Origin of the sequence: Albidovulum denitrificans, assembly GCF_002973535.1 — a bacterium.
Lineage (GTDB): Bacteria > Pseudomonadota > Alphaproteobacteria > Rhodobacterales > Rhodobacteraceae > Albidovulum > Albidovulum denitrificans.
In genome coordinates this window covers 53,515-75,827 of the sequence record NZ_PVEP01000013.1, presented here as the reverse complement: position 1 = coordinate 75,827, position 22,313 = coordinate 53,515, and the positions used below count along the sequence as shown (strand labels likewise).

Genomic DNA, 22,313 nt, shown 5'->3' with positions numbered 1-22,313 from the left:
TGCGGCGCGACAATCAGGGTGAGATTCCGCGTCAATCAGGATGAGACGCTGCGGCGGGTGTGTGTCGGAGGGAGGGCGTAGCCCGACCGGAGGCACACACCCGCCGCTTCGCCCGGTTACGGGGTCTGTGATCGCGGCCGGCCTGCTACACTGGCGGTTTCCAGGAAGGGAGACCCACCTTTGTGCCGGGGCGCCATGTAACCGATCATCAGATGAGACTTTTCATGAAGTTGAGACAAAACCACCCCATCGGAACCGCCGCGGCCAAGGCGGGGATGAGCCGTGCGACGGGCTATCGTATCGTGCAGGATCCGCAATTGCCGTCGCAGAAAGCGCAGCCTCGGGGACGGCGGCGGCCCGACCCGTTGCAGCAAATCTTCGACGTCGAGGTTGTTCCCTTGCTGCAATCCGCGCCGGGTATCCGTCCGGTGGCTGTTTACGAGGAGATGTTGCGCCGCCACCCGGAATTGTCCCCGGGTATTCGCCGGACGCTGGAGCGCCGGATTCGGGCCTGGCGGGCCGAACATGGCGAAGATCAGGAGGTGATCTTCCGGCAGGTTCACGAGCCCGGCCGGCTCGGCCTGTCGGATTTCACCGATACGGGTCCGCTCGGCGTAACGATTGCAGGCCAGCCCCTTGTTCATCTGCTCTACCATTTCCGCCTGCCGTGGTCGGGCTTTGAACATGCCCATGTCATCCTCGGAGGCGAGAGCTTCGTCGCCCTGGCGGAAGGGCTTCAGAATGCACTCTGGTCGGTGGGGGCTGCGCCGCATTATCATCGCAGCGACAGCCTGTCGGCGGCTTTCCGCAATCTCGACAGCGATGCGTGGGCTGACCTTACGACACGCTACGAGGCGCTGTGCGCCCATTACCACACCCATCGAGAACTCCACGACCGACCTCTGGGCCATTCTGGAACAGCTCGCGCCTGGTCGTCTGGTGCCGCTCACGGAGTTTAGGAAGCTCTACAGCACGCCCGAGGAAGGCCGCCTAAAAGCGCTCTACGACTTCGTATTTGAAGTGAACCAGGGCTTGCCTCCGATGGCGTTGCGGCGCCTGAAAGAGGACGTGGCCAAGGAACTGCCCTTGAAGACACGGATATTGCATCCACGGGTGATGCCAGATGTGCAGGCAGAGGCTTATGAACGAGCACGGGACAAACTGGCAACGGGGACAAAAGGGGCAGCGCTCAAGATGCTGCATCACATTCGCTCGGTCTCGGTTCACCCTGCCATCACCGCCATCGAGAATGCAGACGAATTCATCGACCTCTCGGGGCGCTTGTCCATTCCGCGATCCTGAGGACATTCGAACGCGACCAGGTGACCCCACCAGAGCAGCGTTCGGACAGAAGTTATCAATATGATTGAAGTCGTGTCGCTGCATCGGTCTGCCCGAAATAGAAAGGTCATGAAATGGCATGCGCCAAGATAGGTCCCTCACACCCTGATCTTTCCGCAGCGAAGCCGTTCAGGACAGATGACAGGACAACGCATAAGGCGCGCCAGCTTCCAATCCGCGAGAAGTCAAGTCCAGCGCCGGACGCGCCACCTGAAAACCGTACCGCGCCAAATGCCAAACAGAGACTCAGGCCATTTTGGGTGGATATTTAGCCTGCAATTTCAAGTCTCTAGGGAGCGCAACGCCTGGCAAGCCGCGGAAATCACGCCACAATACGCGAGGCGCAAAATTATTTAAAATCAATGACTTATGTGGTGGCGGAGTGGAAGGGATTCGAACCCTCGAGACGGTTTCCCGCCTGCACCCTTAGCAGGGGTGTGCCTTCGACCACTCGGCCACCACTCCGCCTGCCCGTTTAATGGTTGGGCCGGGGCGGAGCAAGCGGATATTCGGGGGGGACGGGTCAGGCGAGGTGGTCGCGGAAGGCGCGGACGACCTCGGCGTAGACCGCGCGCTTGAAGGGGACGATGGAGGCCAGCATCTCATCGGCCGTGACCCAGCGCCATTCTGAGAATTCGGGATGCTCGGTGGCGATGTCGATCTGGTCGTCGCGGCCGAGGAAGCGGAACAGGAACCAGCGTTGCCGCTGGCCCCGGAACTTGCCGCCCCAGACCCTTCCCAGAAGCTCTTCCGGCAGGTCGTAGGTCAGCCAGTCAGGGGACTTGGCGATGAATTCCACCAGATCGGCGGTGACGCCGGTTTCCTCCCAAAGCTCGCGCAGCGCCGCGGCGCGGGGCTTTTCGCCCGCGTCAATCCCGCCTTGGGGCATCTGCCAGGCGGAAACCGGGTTGTCCTTGCGCTGACCGGCGAAGATCAGGCCCTTGGGGTTCAGAAGCATGACCCCCGCGCAGGGGCGGTAGGGCAGGGAAGAGGCATCGGTGCTGGTCATCAATGAAAAAGGGCCGGTTGCCCGGCCCCGCCTTCCTATTGCTTCGCCGCCTGCAATTCCGCCGCGTCGGGCTGAATCGCGGACAGGCCCTTGAGGATGTCGATTGCATAGGCAAGCTGATAGTCCTCGCTGCGCAGCTTCGCCGCCTCCTCGGCCTTCTGCTGTTCTTCCTCCAGCACCTTCTTCTCATCCTCGGTCATCGAGTCGTTGGAGATGGCGCCGCGCAGGTCGGCCTCGGACCGCATCCGCTTGGCGGCCGAGGCGGCCTCATCCTCGGCCTTGTCCTCGGGCTTCACCTCGGGCTGTTCGACCACGATGTCGGGCGAGATGCCAAGCGACTGGATCGACCGGCCCGACGGCGTGTAATAGCGCGCCGTGGTCAGGCGCATAGCGCCCTCGCCCCGCAGCGGGATCACCGTCTGGACCGAACCCTTGCCAAAGCTCTTGGTGCCGACGACGATGGCGCGGTGATGATCCTGAAGCGCGCCGGTCACGATCTCCGACGCCGAGGCAGAGCCGCCGTTGATCAGCACGACCATCGGCTTGCCTTGCGCCAGATCGCCCGTCTCGGCGTTGAAACGTTCGCTGTCCTGCGGGTTGCGGCCGCGGGTCGACACGATTTCCCCCTTGTCGAGGAAGGCGTCCGAGACCGCGATCGCCTGCGTCAGAAGGCCGCCGGGGTTGTTGCGCAGGTCAAGGACGAAGCCGTTGATCTTGTCCATCCCGCCCGCATCCTCGATCGCCTTCTTCATGCTGCTTTCGAGGTTGTCATAGGTCTGGTCGTTGAAGGTGGTGACGCGCAGGACGACGCTGTGGCCCTCGACCCGCGACTTGGCGGCGGTCAGCTTGATCGTGTCGCGGATGATCGACACGTCGAAGGGTTCGTCCGTCCCTTCGCGGCCGATGGTCACGACGATCTCGGACCCGACCGGCCCGCGCATCTTGTCGACCGCCTGATCAAGCGTCAGGCCAAGGACGCTTTCGCCATCCACATGGGTGATGAAATCGCCGGCCTTGATCCCGGCCTTGTCCGCAGGGGTGCCGTCGATGGGCGAAACGACCTTGATGAAACCGTCCTGCTGCGTGACCTCGATCCCGAGGCCACCGAATTCGCCGCGCGTCTGGACGCGCATGTCGGCGAAGGCGTCGGCCGACATGTAGCTGGAATGCGGGTCGAGAGAGGTCAGCATGCCGTTGATCGCGGCCTCGATCATCTTGCCCTCGTCCACCGGCTCGACATATTGCGAGCGGATGCGTTCGAAGATGTCCCCGAAGAGGTCAAGCTGTTCGTAGACCGACCCGCCCTTCTTCGCCTCCTCGGCCAGAAGCGGCCCGGCGATCTGGGTGGTCAGCAGAACCCCGGCGACCGTCCCGCCCAGCGCAGCCATCGCGAATTTCTTCATCGCTCAGTTTTCCTTCGTTTCCGCGAACCAGGGACCGGGGTCCACAGGCTCCTTTCCATGTCTCAGCTCTATATAAAGCGTTTCCGTGCGCCCTGTGCCACCGCCTTCTTGCCCTTCGGCGGGAAGAAGCGTTCCACTGTCTTCCTGACCGCCCATCAGGCCAAGGGGCGCGCCCGCCTCGATCACGTCTCCGGTTTCGCCATATACCGTCTCTATCCCTGCAAGAACCAGAAGATAGCCTGCCGAAGGCTCAACGATCATCACATTTCCGTAGTCGAGAAGCGGGCCGCGATAGCGGATCGTCGCGGGCCAGGGCGCGGTGACCAGCGCGGCCGGGCGTGTGGCGATCAGGATACCGGGGCGGCGGATACCGGCCGCGTCGGCCTCGCCCGCCGTGCGCAAAAGCGTGCCGTGGACCGGCAGGGGCAACGTCCCCTTGGCGCCTTCGAAATCCTCCATCGGGGCGCCGATGTCGGTTTCGATCCCGGCCAGACCGGCCGCGAAGGCATCAAGGCTGTCGGCGCTGGTCAGCAGCGCGCTAAGCTCTTCGGGCATGTCGAGGAAGCGGGTCGGCAGGTCGGTGCGGTCCTGCACCGCCTGGCTGAGGGCCGCGCGCGCCTCCTGCGCGGCGACGAGGCCGCGCGACAGCGTGTCCTTGGTATCCGCTTGCAGCGCGCGCAGGCGCTTGAGGTCCTCAAGCTGCCCGCGCAACGCCTCCGCCTCGGCCTGAAGCGCGGGGGCGACGGCGGACAGGATCATGCCCGCCCGCGCGGTCCCCTCCGGCCCGTTGGGGTGCAAAAGCAGCAGGGGCGCGGGATCGCGTTCCATCGTCAGCATGACGCTGAGAAGTTCGCCGATACGGCCGCGCCGGGCCTGAAACCCCGCCTCGATCTCCGCTTCGCGGACCGAAGCGCGGCGGATCGCATCGCGCAGCGCGGCCAGCCCGTCTTCATAGGCCATGATCGTGCGGGTCAGCGCCTTGACCCGGTTCGAGGCGCCGCGCGCGTCCTTCAGCGCGGTGACCGCCTCACGCAGGCTTTGCGCGGCCTCTTCGGCGGCGGGGATCGAAGGATCGGTCGTGGCGGCGCCACCCGGCGCGCCAAGGCACAGAAGCGCCAGGCCAAGAACCCCCGCCCAGCGCCGCATCAGCCGCGCTCGATCAGGGTCTTGCCGGTCATTTCCGGGGGCAGGTCAAGGCCCATGAGGTCCAGAAGCGTCGGCGCAAGGTCGGCCAGCCGTCCGTTGCGCAGGCGAACACCTTCGGGGCCGCCGACAAGGATCACCGGCACCGGGTTGGTCGTATGCGCCGTATGCGGCCCGCCGGTTTCCGGGTCGATCATGGTTTCGCAATTGCCGTGGTCGGCGGTGACGATCATCGCCCCGCCCACCTGTTCCAGCGCCGCCAGAACACGGCCCAGCCCGCGGTCGACCTCCTCCACGGCGGCGATCCCGGCGGCAACCACGCCGGTATGGCCGACCATGTCGGGGTTGGCGTAGTTCACCACGATCAGGTCATAGCCCTTCCCGATCGCCTCGACGAAATGGTCCGACACCTCGGGCGCCGACATTTCCGGCTGAAGGTCATAGGTCGCGACCTTGGGGGAGGGGGCCATATAGCGATCCTCGCCCGCTTCGGGGGCTTCCTTGCCGCCGTTCAGGAAGAAGGTGACATGGGGATATTTCTCGGTCTCGGCGCAGTGGAACTGGGTCAGCCCCTTGGCGGCGACCCAGGCGCCTAGCGTATTGGTCACCGGGCGCTTGGGATAGGCGGCGGCCATGAAGGCGTCATGCGTCTTGGAATAATCGACCATGCCCAGAAGCGCCGCCCAGTGCGGGCGGGACCCGCGTTCGAAGCCTGCGAAACTGTCCTCGCCCACCGCCAGCAGGATCTCCCGCGCGCGGTCGGCGCGGAAGTTGAGGCAGAAGAAACCGTCGCCATCCTTGGCGCCGGTAAAGCCGCCGATCACGGTCGGCTGAATGAATTCGTCGGTCTCGCCACGCGCATAGGCCTCGCTGACCGCATCGGCGGGGGAGGGGGCGGTCAGCCCCTTGCCCTGCACCATCGCCTCATAGGCGCGGCTGACCCGGTCCCAGCGGTTGTCGCGGTCCATGGCAAAGTAGCGCCCCGTCACCGTGGCGACCGTCGCGCCCGTGGGCAGGCGCTTTGCCAGGTCGGCAATGAAGCGGTCGGCGGATTTCGGCGCCACGTCGCGCCCGTCCGTCACCGCATGAAGCGCGACCGGGACGCCTGCCGCCGTCACCGCCTCACAGGCCGCAAGGACGTGGTCGATATGGCCATGGACGCCGCCGTCAGAGACAACGCCCATCAGATGCGCGGTGCCGCCATCGGCCTTCATCGTCTGGATGAAGGCCCCCATCGCGGCGTTCGAGAAAAAGCTCCGGTCCTCGATGGCCAGGTCGATCTGGCCAAGGTCCATCGCCACGACACGGCCCGCGCCGATATTGGTGTGGCCAACCTCGGAATTGCCCATCTGCCCGGTGGGCAGCCCGACATCGCGCCCGTGGGTCACAAGCTGGGCATGGGGGCAGTCCCGCATGATCCGGTCGAAATTCGGCGTATCGGCCAGCGCGACGGCATTGCCCTGGGTCTCTTCCCTCAGGCCCCAGCCGTCGAGAATGCAGAGAACTACGGGTTTCGGATGGGTCATGGCTTCCTCCGTTCCGGCGCTCTTCCTCTAGTCGCGTGGCGCGTCCTCGGCAACCGGGTTCGGCGCCCTAGACCCGGTGATAGGGCGCGCCTGCCAGGATCGAGGCGGCGCGGTACAGCTGCTCGGCGACCATCACGCGGACCAGCATATGCGGCCAGACCATCGGGCCGAAGGACAGGACCGCATCGGCACCGTCGCGCAGATCAGGCGACAGACCGTCGGCGCCGCCGATCACCAGCGCGGCATCCTGTCTGCCGGTGTCGCGGAACCGTGCCAGAAGATCGGCGAAATCGGGTGAGGTCATCATGCGCCCGCGTTCGTCCAGCAGGATCGTCGCGGCGCCCTGCGGGATCGCTTTGGCCAGCAGGCCCGCCTCGGCGGCCATCCCGCCGCCCTTGCGGTCCTCGACCTCATGCTCGGTCACCGGGCCAAGGCCAAGCGCCCGCCCGCTGCGGTCGAAGCGTTTGAGGTAATCATCCACCAGGCTGCGCTCGGGACCGGCCCTGAGCCGGCCCACGGCGCATAGGTGCAGGCGCATCAGTTCGTTTGCGCCCCGACTGCGGCGCCCGAGGGCATCCACATCTTCTCAAGCTGGTAGAAGTCCCGCACTTCGGGGCGGAAGACATGGACGACGACATCGGTCGCGTCGATCAGGACCCAGTCGCCCTGTTCCTTGCCTTCGACCTTGCAGGTGCGGCCCAGATCGGCCTTCAGCCGTTCGATCAGCTTTTCGGCGATCGCGGCGACCTGACGCGACGACCGGCCTGAACAGACGACCATGAAATCGGCCACGGAGGACCGACCGCGCAGGTCGATCGTCACCACGTCCTCGGCCTTGTCGTCATCGAGGGAAGAGAGAATCCGGGCGAGCAGCGCATCGCTCGTGATCTCGGTGGGCGTCGCCGTCATCGGCACCCGCCCTGCGGCCGCGACTGGGGCCGACTTTTCAGAGTGAAACAGGACATCGTCCTCCTGGGTTGCGCGTCGCATGGTTGCCCCGACGCAGGGCCTGTCTTCAAGGTAACATCGCAAATGTAAAATCTCAATGTGACCCGAATTTGGGCAGGCGACGATTGGCGCGGGTCAGGAACTGCCACTTTCCGCCCCCCCGCGCATGGCCAGAACCGACCCGTCCAGCACCTTGACCTCGCGCTGCGGGAAGGGGATCGAGATGCCGTGTTCCTTGAACGTATCCCACAGCGCCAGATAGACCGCGCCGCGCACGTTGGTCAGCCCCTCGACCGGGTCGCGGATCCAGAAGCGCAGGATGTAATCGACCGAACTGTCGCCAAAGCCGGTGATGTGGCAGACGGCGGGACGATTCTGAAGCACCCGGTTGGCACCCAGCGCCGCCTCGACGGCGAGCTTGCGGACAAGGTGCGGGTCGTCGTGGTACGAGGTGCCGAAATGCAGGTCGATCCGCACGAATTCATGCGAATGCGACCAGTTGACGACCTGCCCGGTGATGAGGTCCTCATTTGGGATCAGGTATTCCTTGCCGTCCCGCGTAACGACCGAGACATAGCGCGCGCCCAGCGACTCGATCCAGCCGAACGTATCGCCCAGCGAGATCACGTCGCCCGGCTTCACCGACTTGTCCAGCAGGATGATGATGCCCGAGACGAGGTTAGACACCACCTTTTGCAGGCCAAAGCCAAGGCCGACACCGATGGCGCCGGACAGGACGGCAAGACCCGTCAGATCGAAGCCCACCGCCTTCAACCCGATGAAGAAGGCGGCGGAATAGAGCGTGATCTGAAGGAACTTGACCGTCAGAACCCGCATCGACGGGCTGATGTCTTCATTCGCGCGGATGCGCGCGGCGGCGGTGGTCGACAGAAGGCGCGCGGCATAGAAGAGAAGGCCGGTGACGACGGCCGCCTTGAGAAGCGCCAGCAGGGACAGGTTGAAATCGCCGAAACTGATCGCGACCCGGTCGAGGAAACCCGTCGCCTCATCCAGATAGCCGACGTAGTAAAGCGTCGCATAGGCCGTCAGGCCCCAGCCGATGATCTTGCGCAGGAAACGGTTCCTGACCACCTGAGTCGCGATCCCGATGAAGAACCATGCGGTTGCGATGGTGGCGGCCAGCGCAAGCAGGTAGCGCCGCGACGGAAAGGTGTAGAGCAGCGCAAAGCCCCCCGTCGCCGCCCAGGCCAGCAGCGCGAAGATGCCAAGCTGCATCCGGCGCCGCAGAATCACGATCCAGCGCAACTGCCATTTCGGCCGCCCCGATTTCGACAGCGCCCAGCCCTCAAGCCGGGGGCCGAGCGTCCGGGCAACGATCCACGCCACGACGATGCAGCCGACGATCACCGCGATCTGCAAAAGCTGATAGGGCAGGACCATAAGCTTGGCGTTGCGCTGCACCTCGGCCCAGATGCCGGTCAGCCAGGCAACGATCTGCTGAAACTCGAACTCCATAGACGCCCTCCGTCGGGACCATTAGGCAGGATTGCGGGCCTCTAGGCAAGGTTGGCGGCGGTGCAGGGCGCTTCGGCCTCTCTTGCGGGACAAGGGCGGAAGGTGTATCCGCTGATCCCATGAAGCGCTATTTCGACATGGATGACCGCGCCCGGCTGCCGTGGCGCTTTCACGGCGAAAGCCGTTCCGTCCTCGCGCGACTTTGATGCTGCCTTGCGTGGTTCGGCCGCGCGCGACGCCTATATCCATTCCTTAAATGTGAGATACTGCCATGGCTGGCAAAACACTCTATGACAAGATCTGGGACGCCCATGTCGTCGATACCCAGGACGACGGCACCTGCCTGCTCTATATCGACCGGCACCTGGTGCATGAGGTGACATCACCCCAGGCCTTCGAAGGTCTGCGCATGACCGGCCGCAAGGTACGTGCGCCGGAAAAGACCATCGCGGTGCCGGATCACAACGTCCCCACCACGCCGGGCCGCGAAGACCCGAAGAACATGACCGAGGACAGCGCGATCCAGGTCGCGGCGCTGGACAAGAACGCCAAGGACTTCGGCATCAACTATTACCCGGTGTCCGACATCCGTCAGGGTATCGTCCATATCGTCGGGCCGGAGCAGGGCTGGACCTTGCCGGGCATGACGGTGGTCTGCGGTGACAGCCACACCGCCACTCACGGCGCCTTTGGGGCGCTGGCGCACGGGATCGGCACGTCGGAGGTTGAGCATGTTCTGGCCACCCAGACGCTGATCCAGAAGAAGTCGAAGAACATGAAGGTCGAGATCACCGGCAAGCTGCGCCCCGGTGTGACCGCCAAGGACATCACGCTTTCGGTGATCGGCGCCACGGGGACCGCCGGCGGCACCGGCTATGTCATCGAATATTGTGGCGAGGCGATCCGCGATCTTTCCATGGAAGGCCGCATGACTGTCTGCAACATGGCGATCGAGGGCGGCGCGCGCGCGGGCCTGATCGCGCCGGACGAGGTGACCTTCGACTACGTCAAGGGCCGCCCCCACGCGCCGAAGGGCGCGCAATGGGAAGCTGCGCTGACCTGGTGGAAGACGCTGAAATCCGACGACGACGCCCATTGGGACAAGGTCGTTACCCTGAAGGGCGAGGATATCGCCCCTGTCGTCACCTGGGGAACCTCGCCCGAGGACGTTCTGCCGATCACCGGCGTGGTTCCGGCGGCGGGCGACTTCAAGGGTGGCAAGGTCGAGGCGGCGCAACGCTCGCTTGACTATATGGGCCTGAAACCCGGCACGCCGCTGAGCGAGATCAAGATCGACACCGTCTTCATCGGCTCCTGCACCAACGGCAGGATCGAGGACCTGCGCGCCGCCGCCGCGATCCTGAAGGGCAAGAAGATCGCGCCGGGCATGCGCGCGATGGTCGTGCCGGGATCCGGCCTTGTGCGTGCGCAGGCCGAGGAAGAGGGGCTGGCCGAGATCTTCAAGGAGGCCGGTTTCGAATGGCGCCTGGCCGGGTGTTCGATGTGTCTTGCCATGAACCCGGATCAATTGTCCCCTGGTGAGCGTTGTGCCGCGACCTCCAACCGCAACTTCGAGGGCCGTCAGGGCCGCGGCGGACGCACCCACCTGATGTCGCCCGCAATGGCGGCGGCGGCGGCGGTGACAGGGCATCTGACCGACGTGCGTGACCTCATATAAGGAGACTGGAATGAAACTCCCGCTCGTGTTCATCGTTCTTGGCGCGTTCATGGCGATCGGCGGGCTTCTTGCCCTTGCCAATCCCTTCGCCGCGTCGATCGCCGTCACGACACTGGTCGGGATCTTCTTCCTTGTCGCCGGGATCGGGCAGCTTTGGGCTGCCTGGTCCACCCCCGAGGACGACCACCGCCTCTGGCACGGGGCGCTGGGCCTGCTGACGCTGGTGATCGGCGTCATGCTTCTGGCCAATCCCGTGGCTGGCACCCTGTCGCTGACGCTGATCGTCGGACTTCTGTTCGTGATGAGCGGCGGTGCCAGGCTGGGCATCGCGTTTCGGATGCGGGACAGCCGCTATTTCTGGCTGCTTCTCGTCTCGGGCGCGCTGTCGGCCCTGATCGGCCTTCTGATCCTCGGCAATATCGCGACCGCCGCGACCTCGATCCTGGGTCTGCTTCTGGGCATCCAGCTTCTGTTCGAAGGCGCCGCCCTCATCGCGCTTGGCCTCATCTCGCGCCAGCGCTGACATCATCCGGGGCCGCGGCCCCAAGCAAGGACCATCACGATGGACAAGTTCACCAAGCTGACCGGCATCGCGGCGCCCATGCCGCTGGTCAATATCGACACCGACATGATCATCCCCAAGCAGTTCCTGAAGACGATCAAGCGGTCGGGGCTGGGCAAGAACCTTTTCGATGAGATGCGGTTCACGCAGGACGGCGAAGAGATTGCGGAATTCGTCCTGAACCAGCCCGCCTACCGCCAGGCGGAGATCATCGTCGCGGGCGACAACTTCGGCTGCGGGTCGTCGCGCGAACACGCGCCCTGGGCGCTTCTTGATTTCGGCATCCGCTGCGTGATCTCCACCAGCTTCGCCGACATCTTCTTCAACAACTGCTTCAAGAACGGCATCCTGCCGATCGTGATGCCGCAAGAGGTGGTCGATGTCCTGATGGACGACGCCCGCAAGGGCGCCAATGCGCGCATGACCGTCGATCTGGAAAACCAGACCGTCACGACATCCGACGGGCAGAGCTTTGCCTTTGAGGTCGATGCCTTCCGCAAGCACTGCCTTCTGAACGGTCTGGACGATATCGGCCTCACGCTTGAGAAAGTGTCGGCCATCGACACATTCGAGAAAACCGCCGCCCAGGCGCGTCCTTGGGTCTGAAAACCCCTTAACCACAACATCTTGGGCCGCCCCTTGGGGGCGGCCTTATTCTTGCGCGAATGTCGGCGGATTCTTGCTTGTGAATTGATGCAATGCCGCACCACTTCTTCCACGAAAACGCCCCAAAGACCCGCTTAAACGGGAGGAACGTTGAAGGGGAGCTGGAAGTGGGCAAAATAAAGGCAAAAATGAGGCAGTCCGTCACAGATGGCGGATTCAATGTGGAAGAGGGGCGCGGCACCGTATCCGTCCCCGCCAGGTTGAGGGGCTAGGACGTGATTTCGCAGATCACAGGCGCATTCGTGCGCGCGTTGTTGGTAATGGTGTTGATCGCGACGCCTTCCCTCATGTTGCCCTCGGTCACCTCCGATACCACGCAGATCGTGGCGCTGGTCGCCCTCTTCGCGGCCGCCCTGACCTTCTTCGAATATGCCTCGACCTATCCCGGCCTCGTCGAATTCCGCGATGCCCCGCCCTTCAACCGGGTCCGGTTCCTGTCGCTTTTCGTGACGGTCCTGCTGCTCTCCACCATCGTGCGTGGCCAGACGGAACCGACGACGCTGACCAATTTCATCGGCGCGCTGGGCAACAAGCTTGGCGGCGTGATCGACGTCCCCTACAGCCCGGTCCGCCTTGTCGTCCTGATGCTGCCCGAGGATATGAGCCTGCGTCACCTGATCCTTGTGCGCAGTACCGCAGGTCTCAGCTACCTGATCTCCCTCTCCACGATCATCGTCTTCGTCATCACCATGCGGATCCTCGGCTGGCCGAGCCGGATGGGAAGCTTCAATGTCTGGATCAACCTGCCGACCTTCGATCCGACGACCGGCGGGGACGTGGTCGAACGGCTGGAACGCGACGCGCGCTTCAACATCGCGCTGGGCTTCCTGCTGCCCTTCCTGATCCCGGCCGCCGTCAAGGTCGCCGCGATCGCTTTCCAGCCGGTGACGCTGGAAAGCCCGCAAACCCTGATCTGGACGATGACCGCATGGGCCTTCCTTCCCGCCAGCCTTCTGATGCGCGGTATCGCGATGGGCCGTATCGCCGGCATGATCGCCGAGAAGCGGCGTCAGAACAACCTTGCCGCCGAGGCGGAGCTGCTGCCGGCCTGACGCTTGCGGCGGCGCTGCTGGCGCTGCCGCTGTCGGCCGAAACGCTGCGGATCGCGACCTGGAACGCCGACCTGAGCCGCGAGGGGCCGGGGCTTCTTCTGCGCGACATCCGCGCGGGCAAGGATGCGCAGGTGGCGGCCGTCGTGGCGGTCATTGCGCGCACCCACCCCGACATCCTCGTCCTGACCGGCATCGACTATGACCATGACCTGCGGGCGCTGTCGGAATTGGCAGCCCTTGTGGCGGCAGCCGGGGGGCCGGACTACGCCCATCTTTACGCCCGCCGCCCGAACAGCGGCATGGCCAGTGGCATTGACCTTGACGGCGACGGGCGGCTGGGCGGCCCCGGCGACGCGCAGGGTTTCGGCATGTTCTCGGGGCAGGGCGGCATGGCGATCCTGTCGCGCCTGCCGGTTGACGGGGATGCGGCGCGGGACTTCTCCGCCTTCCTCTGGCGCGATCTGCCGCAAGCGCTGATCGACGGGGCGGGGCTGTCGCCTGATGCTGTGGAGGTGCAGCGCCTGTCCTCGGTCGGGCATTGGGCGGTGCCGGTCGAATTGCCGGAGGACGGTCGCCGCCTGACGATCCTTGCCTTTCACGCCACGCCGCCGGTCTTCGACGGGCCGGAGGATCGCAACGGCCACCGCAATCACGACGAAACAGCCTTCTGGACCCGGCTTCTGGATGGCGATCTGCCCTTCGCCGCGCCCAAAGCGCCCTTCGTCATCGCCGGGGACGCCAATCTTGACCCCACGGATGGCGACGGCCGCGCCGCAGCGCTGTCTGCCCTTCTGGCAGATGGCCGACTGCGGGACCCGGCGCCGAAAAGCGCGGGCGGACCGGAGGCATCGGCGCGACAAGGCGGCGTGAATGCCGCACAGCAGGGCGACCCGGCGCTTGACACCGCCGACTGGCCCGAGGACGGGCCGGGGAACCGGCGCGTCGACTACGTCCTGCCCTCGGCCGACCTTACCCTGACCGGCGCCGGGGTTTTCTGGCCCGCCGAAGGGCAAGACGGCGCGGCAGAGGCCACGGCCGCCTCACGTCATCGGATGGTCTGGGTGGACATCGACCTGCCGTAACGCGCCTTGCAAGGCCCCCGCGACGTGGGAACCGCTCACCCCCGCGGGATCAGCGCCTTGATGCCCCCGATATGATCGCGCCCGGCGGCCAGCGCGTCTTGCGCCATCTCCTCTGAGTGCGCCAGAAGGTCGGCCTGCGGGACGATCCGGTCGATCAGCCCCCAGGACAGCGCCTCATCCGCGGGGATCTTCTGGCCCGCCATCAGGATCATCTTCGCCCGCGCCGGGCCGATCAGCGCGGCCATTCGCGCCGGGTCCGAAGGCTGTGGCAGGAAGCCAAGCCGCATGACCGGATAGAAGAACCGCGCCTCAGGCACCGCGATGCGCAGGTCGCAGGCCAGCGCCATGCCGAAGGCCCCGCCCGCAAGTGTGCCGTTCAGCGCCGCGATGGTCAGGCAGGGGGCGGTGGCCAGCGCGCCCGAAAGCTCCTCCCAAAGCGGAGAAGTCGCAAGGCCCGCGCGCGCCTCATCCAGATCGGCGCCTGCGGAAAAGACCTTGCCGGTGCCGGTCAGGATCAGCGCCTTGGCCTGGCCCGAGGCATCGCGCACCGTGTCGCGGATCTGGGCCAGCATGGCGCCGGTCAGGGAATTGGCCTTTTCCGGCCGATCCAGAGTGATCTTCCACAGGTCCTCGTTTCGTGCCACCCTGATCATGCGCCCCTCGCCCCGGCTTTGCTGTTGCCCCCGGTCTATCAGCATCGGCGGCGCAAGTTCCAGCGGTCTTGGGGCCGGGAAGGGAGGACCATGAAGCGGATCGTTCAAAGCGTCGTCACCGGCCTTGTCATCGGGTTCGCCGCCAGCACCGCGCGGGCCGATCTGACGCCCGAGGATCTGTGGCAGACCATGCGGGACGGTTACGCGCAGTCGGGCATGGACGCGCAGGTCGAAGGCACGACCCGGACGCCCGATGCGCTGGTCGTCACCGGCGCGACGCTGTCCTGGGCGGCGACAAGCTGGGGCGGGCAGGTCGAGATACCCCTTATGCGCTTTCGCGACCTTGGCGACGGAAGGGTCGAACTGACACTGGCAGACCAGATCGACGCCGCGTTCTGGAGCCTGCGGGGCAAGGTGAAGGGCGCGACCTCGCAGGTCCGCCTTGTCCAGTCGGGGTTGCGCGTCACCGCCTCGGGCGTGCCGGGCGACCTGACGCTGGATTTCGTCGCGCCAGAGATGACGGCCGCACTCTCTGCGCCGAAGCTGATCGGGCGGGACGTGCCTGCGCGGGCCACGATCCGGCTTGCGGGCGGGGCCGGGCAAAGCCGGGTGACCACATCGGGCGTGACGATCAAGGATACCAGCGCCACCTTCGACAGCGCCACCTTCGACATCGCCACGCCGGGCGGCGCGCAGCGGGATTTCAAGGCCAAGGGGACGCTGAACGGCGTCACGCTGACGACCGGCATCCAGACCCCCGCCGGGTCCCTGCCCGACACGGTCGAGGCGATGCTGAAGGCGGGCTTTCGCGCCGAATATCGGCTGCAATTCGCCTCGGGCAATATCACCGCCGACCTGTTCGGCGGCAAGGAGACGACCACGGTGCAGGCCGGGCTGGCGGAGGGGGAGATCGCAAGCCGCGTCGCCCCCGATGGCAGCCGGGTCCTGCTGGCCTCGGGTCCGTCGCGGGCGGTGATCCAGGTGCCAAGCCTGCCGGTCCCGGCAGAGATCGGCCTTGATGGGGTACGCATCGCCCTTGCGGGACCGATGCTGCCCGCGCCCCGTGCGGCACCTTTCGAACTGGGGACCACGCTGGACAAGGTGACCTTTTCCGAAGGCCTCTGGGCCATGGCCGACCCGTCGCAGACCCTGCCCCATGACCCGATGTCCCTGCATCTTGACCTGACCGGAACGCTACGCCTGATCGGGCGGGCGCTGGGCGGGGGGAAGGTAACCGCCACCCGACCGCCGGTTGAGGTCGAAACCGCCTCGCTGAACGCGCTGAAGCTGTCGGCTGTCGGCGTTGATGTGGCCGGTTCGGGGACGGCGCGGTTCCTGAACGACGGGCCAGAGCCGCGCCCGGTCGGGACGGCGGATGTGGAGATCACCGGCGCCAACGTGCTTCTTGACCGGCTGGTGGCGATGCAACTGATGTCGCAGGAACAGGCGACCGGGCTGCGGCTGGGCCTTGCGCTTTTCACCGTGCCGAAGGGGGCGGATGGCGTGACCTCGCATATCGAGGCGGATCAGGGTGGCGATGTCCGCGTCAACGGGCAGGTGCTTTACCGGTTTCCGAACCCCTGAAACCCATTGGGGGGTTGAGCGTCGGCGGCAGGCGGACTACCTGTCTTGCGGTATCCCGAACCGGAAAAGACCATGACCGATGACCGCCTTGCCCCGTTGACCGAGGCGCTGTTGCGCTCCGCCCGCAAGGCGGGTGCCGATGCCGCCGATGCGCTTGCCGTGTCCGGTGCTGCAATCAGCGTCGATGTCCGTGCCGGACAGCTTGAACAGGCCGAGCGGGCAGAGGGGATCGAGATCGGGCTGCGCGTCCTTGTCGGGCAGCGGCAGGCCTGCGTTTCCGCCTCGGACATTTCCGAACGGACCATCGGCGAGATGGCCGAACGCGCCGTCGCCATGGCGCGCGAGGCGCCCGAGGACGCGACGATAGGCCTTGCCGATCCCGCCGACCTCATCACCGGGTGGGAGCCTGCGGAGTACGACCTTGCCGACCCGGCCCCGGAACCCGAGGCGGCCGCACTGGAAGCCGACGCGCGTCAGGCCGAGGCGGCGGCGCTGGCCGTCAAGGGCGTGGCGCAATGTCAGGCGGCCTCGGCCAGCTATTCGCGGCGCATGATCCACCTTGCCGCGACCAACGGATTTTCCGGCGGCTACACGCGCACCTCGCGCGCCACCTCGGCCGTCGCCGTCGCGGGCGAGGGGCTGGGGATGGAGCGTGACTGGGCCGCGGAATCCCGCGTCTACCAGGACGATCTGCCGGGCGCCGAAAGCATCGGCGCGCTGGCCGGGCAACGTGCGGTGGAACGGCTGGGCGCGCGCAAGCCGAAGACCGGCGCCTACCCGGTCCTCTTCGACGAACGCATCGCCGCCGGGCTGATCGGGCATCTTCTGGGAGCGGCAAACGGTCTTTCGGTGGCGCGCGGCGCGTCGTGGCTGCGCGACAAGCTGGGGGAGCAGGTGCTGCCCAAGGGGCTTTCGGTGATCGACGACCCGCGCCGCCCGCGCATTTCCGGGTCGCGCCCCTTCGACGCCGAAGGGCTGCCCGCCGCGCCCCGCGCCATTGTCGAGGACGGCATCCTGACCGGCTGGACGCTTGATCTTGGCACGGCGCGCAAGCTGGGCATGACCTCCACCGCCTCGGCGGCGCGTGGCATTTCTTCGCCACCCTCGCCGTCGAATTCCAACATCTCGCTCAGCCAGGGGGTGCTGACGCGCAAGGACCTGCTTGGGCAGATGGGGACCGGGCTTCTTATCACCTCGATGATCGGCTCCTCCATCAACCCGACGACGGGGGATTATTCGCGTGGCGCCTCCGGCTTCTGGGTCGAGGGGGGGGAGATCGCCTATCCCGTCAACGAATGCACCGTGGCCGGAAACCTGCGCGACATGCTGATGCGGATCACGCCCGCGAACGACGCGCGGCCCTATCTGGCCCATGTGGTGCCAAGCCTGCTGGTCGAAGGTCTGACGCTTGCCGGGGCGTGATCTCGACCTTCTGATCGACGCCGCGCGCGCCGCGGGGCGGATCGCGCATGGCTTCTGGCGTCAAAGCCCCGAGACCTGGGACAAGCCGGGCGGGGCCGGTCCGGTGACCGCCGCCGACCTGGCCGTGGACCGGATGCTGAAGGAGGAACTTCGCGCCGCCCGGCCCGATTACGGCTGGCTGTCCGAAGAAACCCCGGACGACCCCGCCCGGCTGGCCCATGACCGCTGCTTCATCGTCGATCCCATCGACGGCACCCGCGCCTTTATCGAGGGGGACACCAGTTTCGCCCATGCCCTTGCCGTTGCCGAGCGCGGGCGGGTGACCGCTGCCGTCGTCTACCTGCCCGAACGTGACGCGCTTTACGCCGCGACCGAGGATGGCCCGGCCACGCTGAACGGCAAGCCCATCGCCGCCGCCCAGCCCGACCATGCCGGGGGGGCCACGGTCCTGACTTCGGCGTCGACCCTGGCACCGGAGCATTGGGCGGGCCGCACGCCGCCCCCGGTGCGGCGGGTGTTCCGCGCCTCTTTCGCCTGGCGGCTTTGCCTTGTGGCCGAGGGGCGGTTCGACGCGACGCTGACGCTGCGGCCAAGCTGGGAATGGGACATCGCGGCGGGCGACCTGATCGCGCGTCGGGCGGGGGCCACCGTGACCGACCGGAGCGGCGCTGGCCTGCGCTTCAATCGACCCGATCCGCGCGCCGACGGGGTGATCGCGGCGGGCGGCGCGCTGTGGCAGGTGCTGCAAGGCGGCCTTGCCACGCCGGGAAGTCAGCCGCCGACGCTTCGAAAAACCTTGTAATTTCCGTATTTAACCCCCCGCCACCCCGCGCGGTGCCTTGAGACGCGGCACGCCTTGGCATAGGGTGGCGCCCGCAACAGGCTAAGCCCGGAGGGAACGATGACCCAGCGCCTGCACCTTGTCTTCGGAGGCGAGCTTGTCACGCCGACCAAGACGGTTTTCAAGGACCCGTCCAAGATCCACGTCGTCGGTGTCTTTCCCGACTATGCCAGCGCCTATAACGCCTGGAAGGCCGAGGCGCAGCGCACCGTCGATGACGCCCATACCCGCTATTTCATCGCCCATATCCACCGCCTGCGGGATGAGAAGGCGGAAAGCGGGCCGACCGAAGAACTTGGCGGGTGATCCCCTGCGGGAATGAAGCGGTCCCTTGCCCTTTCGCTTTACCTGCGGACTGCCGGGCGCGGTGACGGCGCCCCGGCGGCCCTGCGCCCGTCGCGGCCCGGTGGGTCGCTGGTCTGGGCGCATGCGGGGGGCGGTGCTTCGGCCCGCAGCCTGGGCCAGCTTCTTGACCGCATCGCGCGCGATCGTCCCGACCTGTCGATCCTGGTGACGTCGGAGGGTCCGCTGGACCCCGACGCCTTCCCCGAAACGGTGCTGACCGATGCGCCCCCCGCCGATCAGAAGGCGGATGTGCAGGGCTTCCTTGACCATTGGCAGCCCGATCTTTTCCTTCTGACCGGGTCCACGCTTCCGCCGGTGACCATCGTCGCCCTGCATGACCGGGACATTCCCGCGATCCTCGCCGATGCCCGCGTGCCGGCGCAAAGCGACTGGTCGGGCTTCTTTCGTCGCGGCATGGTTGCCTCTCTCCTCTCGCGGTTCACCCGTATTCTGGCGCAGGACGGCGACAGCGCGCGGCGGTTGCACAAGATCATTGGCGCGGGCGCGCAGGTCGAGGTGGCCGGGCGGATCGAGGAAAGCAGCGACCCCTTGACCTGCAATGAGGGGGAGCGCGCTGAATTGGCCGAGATATTGCGGGCGCGGCCGGTCTGGCTGGTCGCCGCCTGCCCCGAGGCGGAAGAGACGGCGGTGCTGGCCGCCCATGCCCATGCGCTGCGACTGGCGCACCGGATGCTGCTGATCCTGTCGCCCGCCGACGCGCAGCGCGCCGGGGTGCTGGCCGCGCGCTGTCAGGCCGAAGGCTGGGGCGTCGCGCGCTGGGCCGAGGATGAGGCGCCCGATGACGAGGTGCAGGTTCTGGTGACCGATGGTGAGGCCGACATGGGCCTTTGGTATCGCCTCGCCCCGGTGTCTTTCATGGGCGGAACGCTTCTGCCCGGAGGCGGCGGACGCAACCCCTATGAACCCGCGGCCCTAGGCTCGGCCATCCTGCACGGTCCCGAACCCGGCCCCTATCCCGACGCCTATACCCGTCTGGCCGAGGCCGGGGCGGCGCGGCGTGTCGCCGACGGCGCGGGGCTGAGCGGGGCGGTGGCGGACCTGATCGCCCCGGACAAGGCCGCCCTTCTGGCGCATAACGCCTGGGTCGCGTCCTCTGGCGGGGCAGAGGTGACGGAACGGATCGCGCGCATCATCCTGTCCTGTCTTGACCGGGCGCCGTCGATCACCGATGCAGGGGCGTGATGCGACCGCCAAAGTTCTGGGACAACCCGCCCGACCATCCCGGCCTTGCCGCAAGGCTGCTGGCGCCGCTTGGCCGTCTTTATGCCGCCGGAACCGCGCGCCGTCTGGCGGCGGGTATGCCGTTCCATCCCGGCGTGCCGGTGATCTGCGTCGGCAACCTGAACGCGGGCGGGACCGGCAAGACGCCGACCGTCATTGCCCTGGCGCAGCGGTTGGCCGCGCGGGGCGTCACCGCCCATATCGTCAGCCGGGGCCATGGCGGGGCGCTGGAAGGGCCGGTACGGGTCGATGAACGCAAGCACAGCGCCGCCGATTGCGGGGATGAACCGCTATTGCTCGCCGGGTTCACGCCGACATGGATCGCGCGCGACCGCGCCGCCGGGGCGCGGGCGGCCGTTGCCGCAGGCGCGCGGGTGATCCTGATGGATGACGGGTTTCAAAACCCGGCACTGGCCAAGGACCTGTCGATCGTCGTCGCCGATGCCGAGAAGGGTTTTGGCAACGGCCTCTGCCTGCCCGCCGGTCCACTGCGAGAGCCGGTTGCGACGGGCCTGTCCCGCGCCGATTTCTGCCTGACCATCGGTGACGCCGCCGCGCAGGAACGGTTCGGCGAGGTCTGGGGCAGGGCCGTCACGGTGCCAAGGCTGACCGGCGCGCTGGCGCCGCTGGCGACGGGGATGGATTGGCAGGGCCTGCGCGTTCTGGCCTTCGCAGGGATCGGCCACCCGGAAAAGTTCTTTCGCACGCTCCGCGAGTTGGGGGCAGAGGTGCTGCGCTCGGTCCCGCTGGACGATCACCAGCCGCTGACGACGGCGCTGCTGCACCGGATCGAAAACGAAGCCGCCAGCCTTGGGGCGCAGCTTGTCACCACCGAGAAGGACGCCGTGCGCCTGCCCGATACGATGCGCGCCAATGTCCTGACGGTGCCGGTGCGGCTGGAATTGGATGACTGGGCGCCGCTTGATACGAGGCTTGCGGCGCTTGGGCTTTGATCGGGGCTGTCGGCTGTGCGGACCATGCTGAAGCTTGGAAAGCCGGGTATTGCCCGACCGCGGGTGGGCGTCAAACGGGATGTTCGGTAGCGCTTTATGGTGCGGCCTGCATCCAACGGCTATTCGGGTCGTGACGGCACAATATCGCCCGCCCGGTGGGGCGGTCGGGCGATGCCCGGCGGCGCGGGACGCGCCTTGGTTCCGGGCAGGGGCTCATCGCCAACCCGCCCGAACTGGCGGTTTGTCCTAACCCTTGCCCCGCCGCCCCCGGATCTCCGCGTCATGCTCCCCCAGCTTCGGTGACGGCGCGCCGGTTGCCAGCTCCGCGCCCGAGAAGGTCATGGGCGACCGCACTCCCGGAACCCCGTCGCAGGTGATCCGCATCCCCCGCGCCATGATCTGCGGGTCGTCAAAGACCTCTGCCATGTCGTTGATCGGCCCGGCAGGCACACCCTGCTTTTCGCAGGCCGACAGCAGGTCGGCCTTGTTCCACTGCCGCGTCCGTTTGCTGATTGCCGCCGTCAGGGCGGCGCGGTTGGCGATCCGGTCGGCATTGGTCAGGTACTCCGGCGCCTCGGCCAGCGCGTCGAGGTCGAGGACGGCGCAAAGCCTGCGGTATTGCCCGTCATTGCCGGTCGCGATGATGATCCAGCCATCGGCGCAGTCGAAGACGGAATAGGGTACGATATTGGGGTGGGCATTGCCCATCCGCATCGGCGCGGTGCCAGAGGCGAGGTAGTTCATCGCCTGATTGGCCATGATCGAGGTGGCGACGTCAAAGAGCGCCATGTCGATGTGCTGACCTTTGCCCGTTGTCGCCCTTTGATGCAGCGCGGCAAGGATCGCGGTTGTCGCGTAGACGCCGGTGAAGATGTCGGTGACCGCGACGCCCACCTTCTGCGGCTGGCCGTCGGGTTCACCCGTCACGCTCATCAGGCCCGACATGCCCTGGATGATATAGTCATACCCGGCACGATGGGCATAAGGCCCGTCCTGACCGAAGCCGGTGATCGAACAATAGATCAGGCGCGGGTTGATCGCGGACAGGCTGGCATAGTCCAGCCCGTATTTCGCCAACCCGCCCAGCTTGAAATTCTCGATCAGGATATCCGCGTCGCGGATCAGGTCGCGGACGAAGTCCTGATCCTCGGGCTTGCGGAAATCGGCGGTGACGGATTTCTTGCCCCGGTTGGTGGCATGGAAATAGGCCGCCGCGCGGTCGCCGTCACGCTCTACGAAGGGCGGACCCCAGCGGCGGGTATCGTCGCCCTCGGGCGCCTCGACCTTGATCACCTCGGCCCCCAGATCGGCAAGCGTCTGACCGGCCCAGGGGCCGGCCAGGATGCGCGCCAGTTCGACGACCTTCACACCGGCAAGGGGCGTCATC

Annotated in this window: 21 protein-coding genes, 1 tRNA gene and 1 pseudogene; 13 read left to right on the top strand and 10 right to left on the bottom strand. The window is 66.5% G+C overall.

Annotation, left to right across the window (positions count from 1 at the left end):
* Positions 1-182: 182 nt before the first annotated feature.
* Together LX70_RS19370 and LX70_RS19365 are read left to right on the top strand one after the other, a co-directional pair.
* Positions 183-941: pseudogene (locus LX70_RS19370) on the top strand (IS21 family transposase); the annotation flags it as partial.
* Entirely contained in the window at positions 823-1,302 is a 480-nt protein-coding gene (locus LX70_RS19365; RefSeq protein WP_105516438.1) for an SNF2-related protein, read from the top strand. The pseudogene LX70_RS19370 and the gene LX70_RS19365, both read left to right, overlap by 119 nt.
* 414 nt (positions 1,303-1,716) lie before the next feature.
* Here the strand turns inward: LX70_RS19365 and LX70_RS19360 are convergent.
* From LX70_RS19360 to LX70_RS19325, 8 genes are all read right to left on the bottom strand, one after another.
* A tRNA-Ser gene (locus LX70_RS19360) sits at positions 1,717-1,806 on the bottom strand.
* 58 nt (positions 1,807-1,864) lie between these two features.
* On the bottom strand, positions 1,865-2,350 hold the full coding sequence (locus LX70_RS19355; protein ID WP_105516437.1) for an RNA pyrophosphohydrolase: 486 nt from the start codon (positions 2,348-2,350) through the stop codon (positions 1,865-1,867).
* Between the two features lie 35 nt (positions 2,351-2,385).
* Complete coding sequence (locus tag LX70_RS19350; RefSeq protein ID WP_105516436.1) at positions 2,386-3,753, bottom strand: S41 family peptidase; 1,368 nt, start codon at positions 3,751-3,753, stop codon at positions 2,386-2,388.
* Between the two features lie 3 nt (positions 3,754-3,756).
* Positions 3,757-4,899 (bottom strand): murein hydrolase activator EnvC family protein, encoded by a 1,143-nt coding sequence (locus LX70_RS19345; RefSeq protein ID WP_105516435.1) that lies wholly within the window; start codon positions 4,897-4,899, stop codon positions 3,757-3,759.
* Positions 4,899-6,422, bottom strand: coding sequence for a 2,3-bisphosphoglycerate-independent phosphoglycerate mutase (gene gpmI, locus LX70_RS19340; protein ID WP_105516434.1), 1,524 nt, complete (start codon positions 6,420-6,422; stop codon positions 4,899-4,901). The genes LX70_RS19345 and gpmI overlap by 1 nt, the downstream gene beginning before the upstream one ends.
* Before the next feature lie 67 nt (positions 6,423-6,489).
* A complete protein-coding gene (rlmH, locus tag LX70_RS19335) occupies positions 6,490-6,960 on the bottom strand; it encodes a 23S rRNA (pseudouridine(1915)-N(3))-methyltransferase RlmH (RefSeq protein ID WP_105516433.1) in 471 nt (156 codons plus the stop codon).
* Positions 6,960-7,331, bottom strand: a complete 372-nt coding sequence (gene rsfS, locus LX70_RS19330; protein ID WP_245885146.1) for a ribosome silencing factor — start codon at positions 7,329-7,331, stop codon at positions 6,960-6,962. The genes rlmH and rsfS overlap by 1 nt, the downstream gene beginning before the upstream one ends.
* Before the next feature lie 174 nt (positions 7,332-7,505).
* Entirely contained in the window at positions 7,506-8,846 is a 1,341-nt protein-coding gene (locus tag LX70_RS19325) for a mechanosensitive ion channel family protein (protein ID WP_105516431.1), read from the bottom strand.
* 271 nt (positions 8,847-9,117) lie between these two features.
* Between LX70_RS19325 and leuC the strand changes: the two genes are divergently transcribed.
* From leuC to LX70_RS19290, 5 genes are all read left to right on the top strand, one after another.
* On the top strand, positions 9,118-10,524 hold the full coding sequence (leuC, locus tag LX70_RS19315) for a 3-isopropylmalate dehydratase large subunit (protein ID WP_105516429.1): 1,407 nt from the start codon (positions 9,118-9,120) through the stop codon (positions 10,522-10,524).
* A 10-nt stretch (positions 10,525-10,534) separates the two neighbouring features.
* Positions 10,535-11,047, top strand: a complete 513-nt coding sequence (locus LX70_RS19310) for an HdeD family acid-resistance protein (RefSeq protein ID WP_105516428.1) — start codon at positions 10,535-10,537, stop codon at positions 11,045-11,047.
* Positions 11,048-11,086: 39 nt separating this feature from the next.
* The gene (gene leuD / locus LX70_RS19305; RefSeq protein WP_105516427.1) at positions 11,087-11,692 is read left to right on the top strand and encodes a 3-isopropylmalate dehydratase small subunit; all 606 of its coding nucleotides are present in this window, start codon (positions 11,087-11,089) and stop codon (positions 11,690-11,692) included.
* 275 nt (positions 11,693-11,967) lie between these two features.
* The gene (locus LX70_RS19295; RefSeq protein WP_245885145.1) at positions 11,968-12,804 is read left to right on the top strand and encodes a hypothetical protein; all 837 of its coding nucleotides are present in this window, start codon (positions 11,968-11,970) and stop codon (positions 12,802-12,804) included.
* Complete coding sequence (locus LX70_RS19290) at positions 12,801-13,886, top strand: endonuclease/exonuclease/phosphatase family protein (RefSeq protein ID WP_281260468.1); 1,086 nt, start codon at positions 12,801-12,803, stop codon at positions 13,884-13,886. The genes LX70_RS19295 and LX70_RS19290 overlap by 4 nt, the downstream gene beginning before the upstream one ends.
* A 35-nt stretch (positions 13,887-13,921) precedes the next feature.
* Here LX70_RS19290 and LX70_RS19285 read toward each other — a convergent pair whose 3' ends face one another.
* Entirely contained in the window at positions 13,922-14,539 is a 618-nt protein-coding gene (locus LX70_RS19285) for an enoyl-CoA hydratase/isomerase family protein (protein WP_105516451.1), read from the bottom strand.
* Between the two features lie 90 nt (positions 14,540-14,629).
* On the opposite strand from LX70_RS19285, the gene LX70_RS19280 reads away from it, so the two are divergent.
* The 6 genes from LX70_RS19280 to lpxK all read left to right on the top strand — a co-directional run bounded on the left by LX70_RS19280 (position 14,630) and on the right by lpxK (position 20,926).
* On the top strand, positions 14,630-16,123 hold the full coding sequence (locus LX70_RS19280; protein WP_105516424.1) for a hypothetical protein: 1,494 nt from the start codon (positions 14,630-14,632) through the stop codon (positions 16,121-16,123).
* A gap of 72 nt (positions 16,124-16,195) precedes the next feature.
* Positions 16,196-17,545, top strand: coding sequence for a TldD/PmbA family protein (locus LX70_RS19275; protein WP_105516423.1), 1,350 nt, complete (start codon positions 16,196-16,198; stop codon positions 17,543-17,545).
* The gene (locus tag LX70_RS19270) at positions 17,532-18,347 is read left to right on the top strand and encodes a 3'(2'),5'-bisphosphate nucleotidase CysQ (RefSeq protein WP_105516422.1); all 816 of its coding nucleotides are present in this window, start codon (positions 17,532-17,534) and stop codon (positions 18,345-18,347) included. The genes LX70_RS19275 and LX70_RS19270 overlap by 14 nt, the downstream gene beginning before the upstream one ends.
* Positions 18,348-18,446: 99 nt before the next feature.
* Entirely contained in the window at positions 18,447-18,692 is a 246-nt protein-coding gene (locus tag LX70_RS19265; RefSeq protein ID WP_105516421.1) for a DUF4170 domain-containing protein, read from the top strand.
* Positions 18,693-18,704: 12 nt separating this feature from the next.
* Complete coding sequence (locus LX70_RS19260; protein ID WP_105516420.1) at positions 18,705-19,934, top strand: 3-deoxy-D-manno-octulosonic acid transferase; 1,230 nt, start codon at positions 18,705-18,707, stop codon at positions 19,932-19,934.
* Positions 19,934-20,926, top strand: a complete 993-nt coding sequence (lpxK, locus tag LX70_RS19255; protein WP_105516419.1) for a tetraacyldisaccharide 4'-kinase — start codon at positions 19,934-19,936, stop codon at positions 20,924-20,926. The genes LX70_RS19260 and lpxK overlap by 1 nt, the downstream gene beginning before the upstream one ends.
* Positions 20,927-21,172: 246 nt before the next feature.
* Here the strand turns inward: lpxK and LX70_RS19250 are convergent, their stop codons facing one another.
* A complete protein-coding gene (locus tag LX70_RS19250) occupies positions 21,173-22,312 on the bottom strand; it encodes a CaiB/BaiF CoA transferase family protein (protein WP_105516418.1) in 1,140 nt (379 codons plus the stop codon).
* Position 22,313 lies beyond the last annotated feature (1 nt).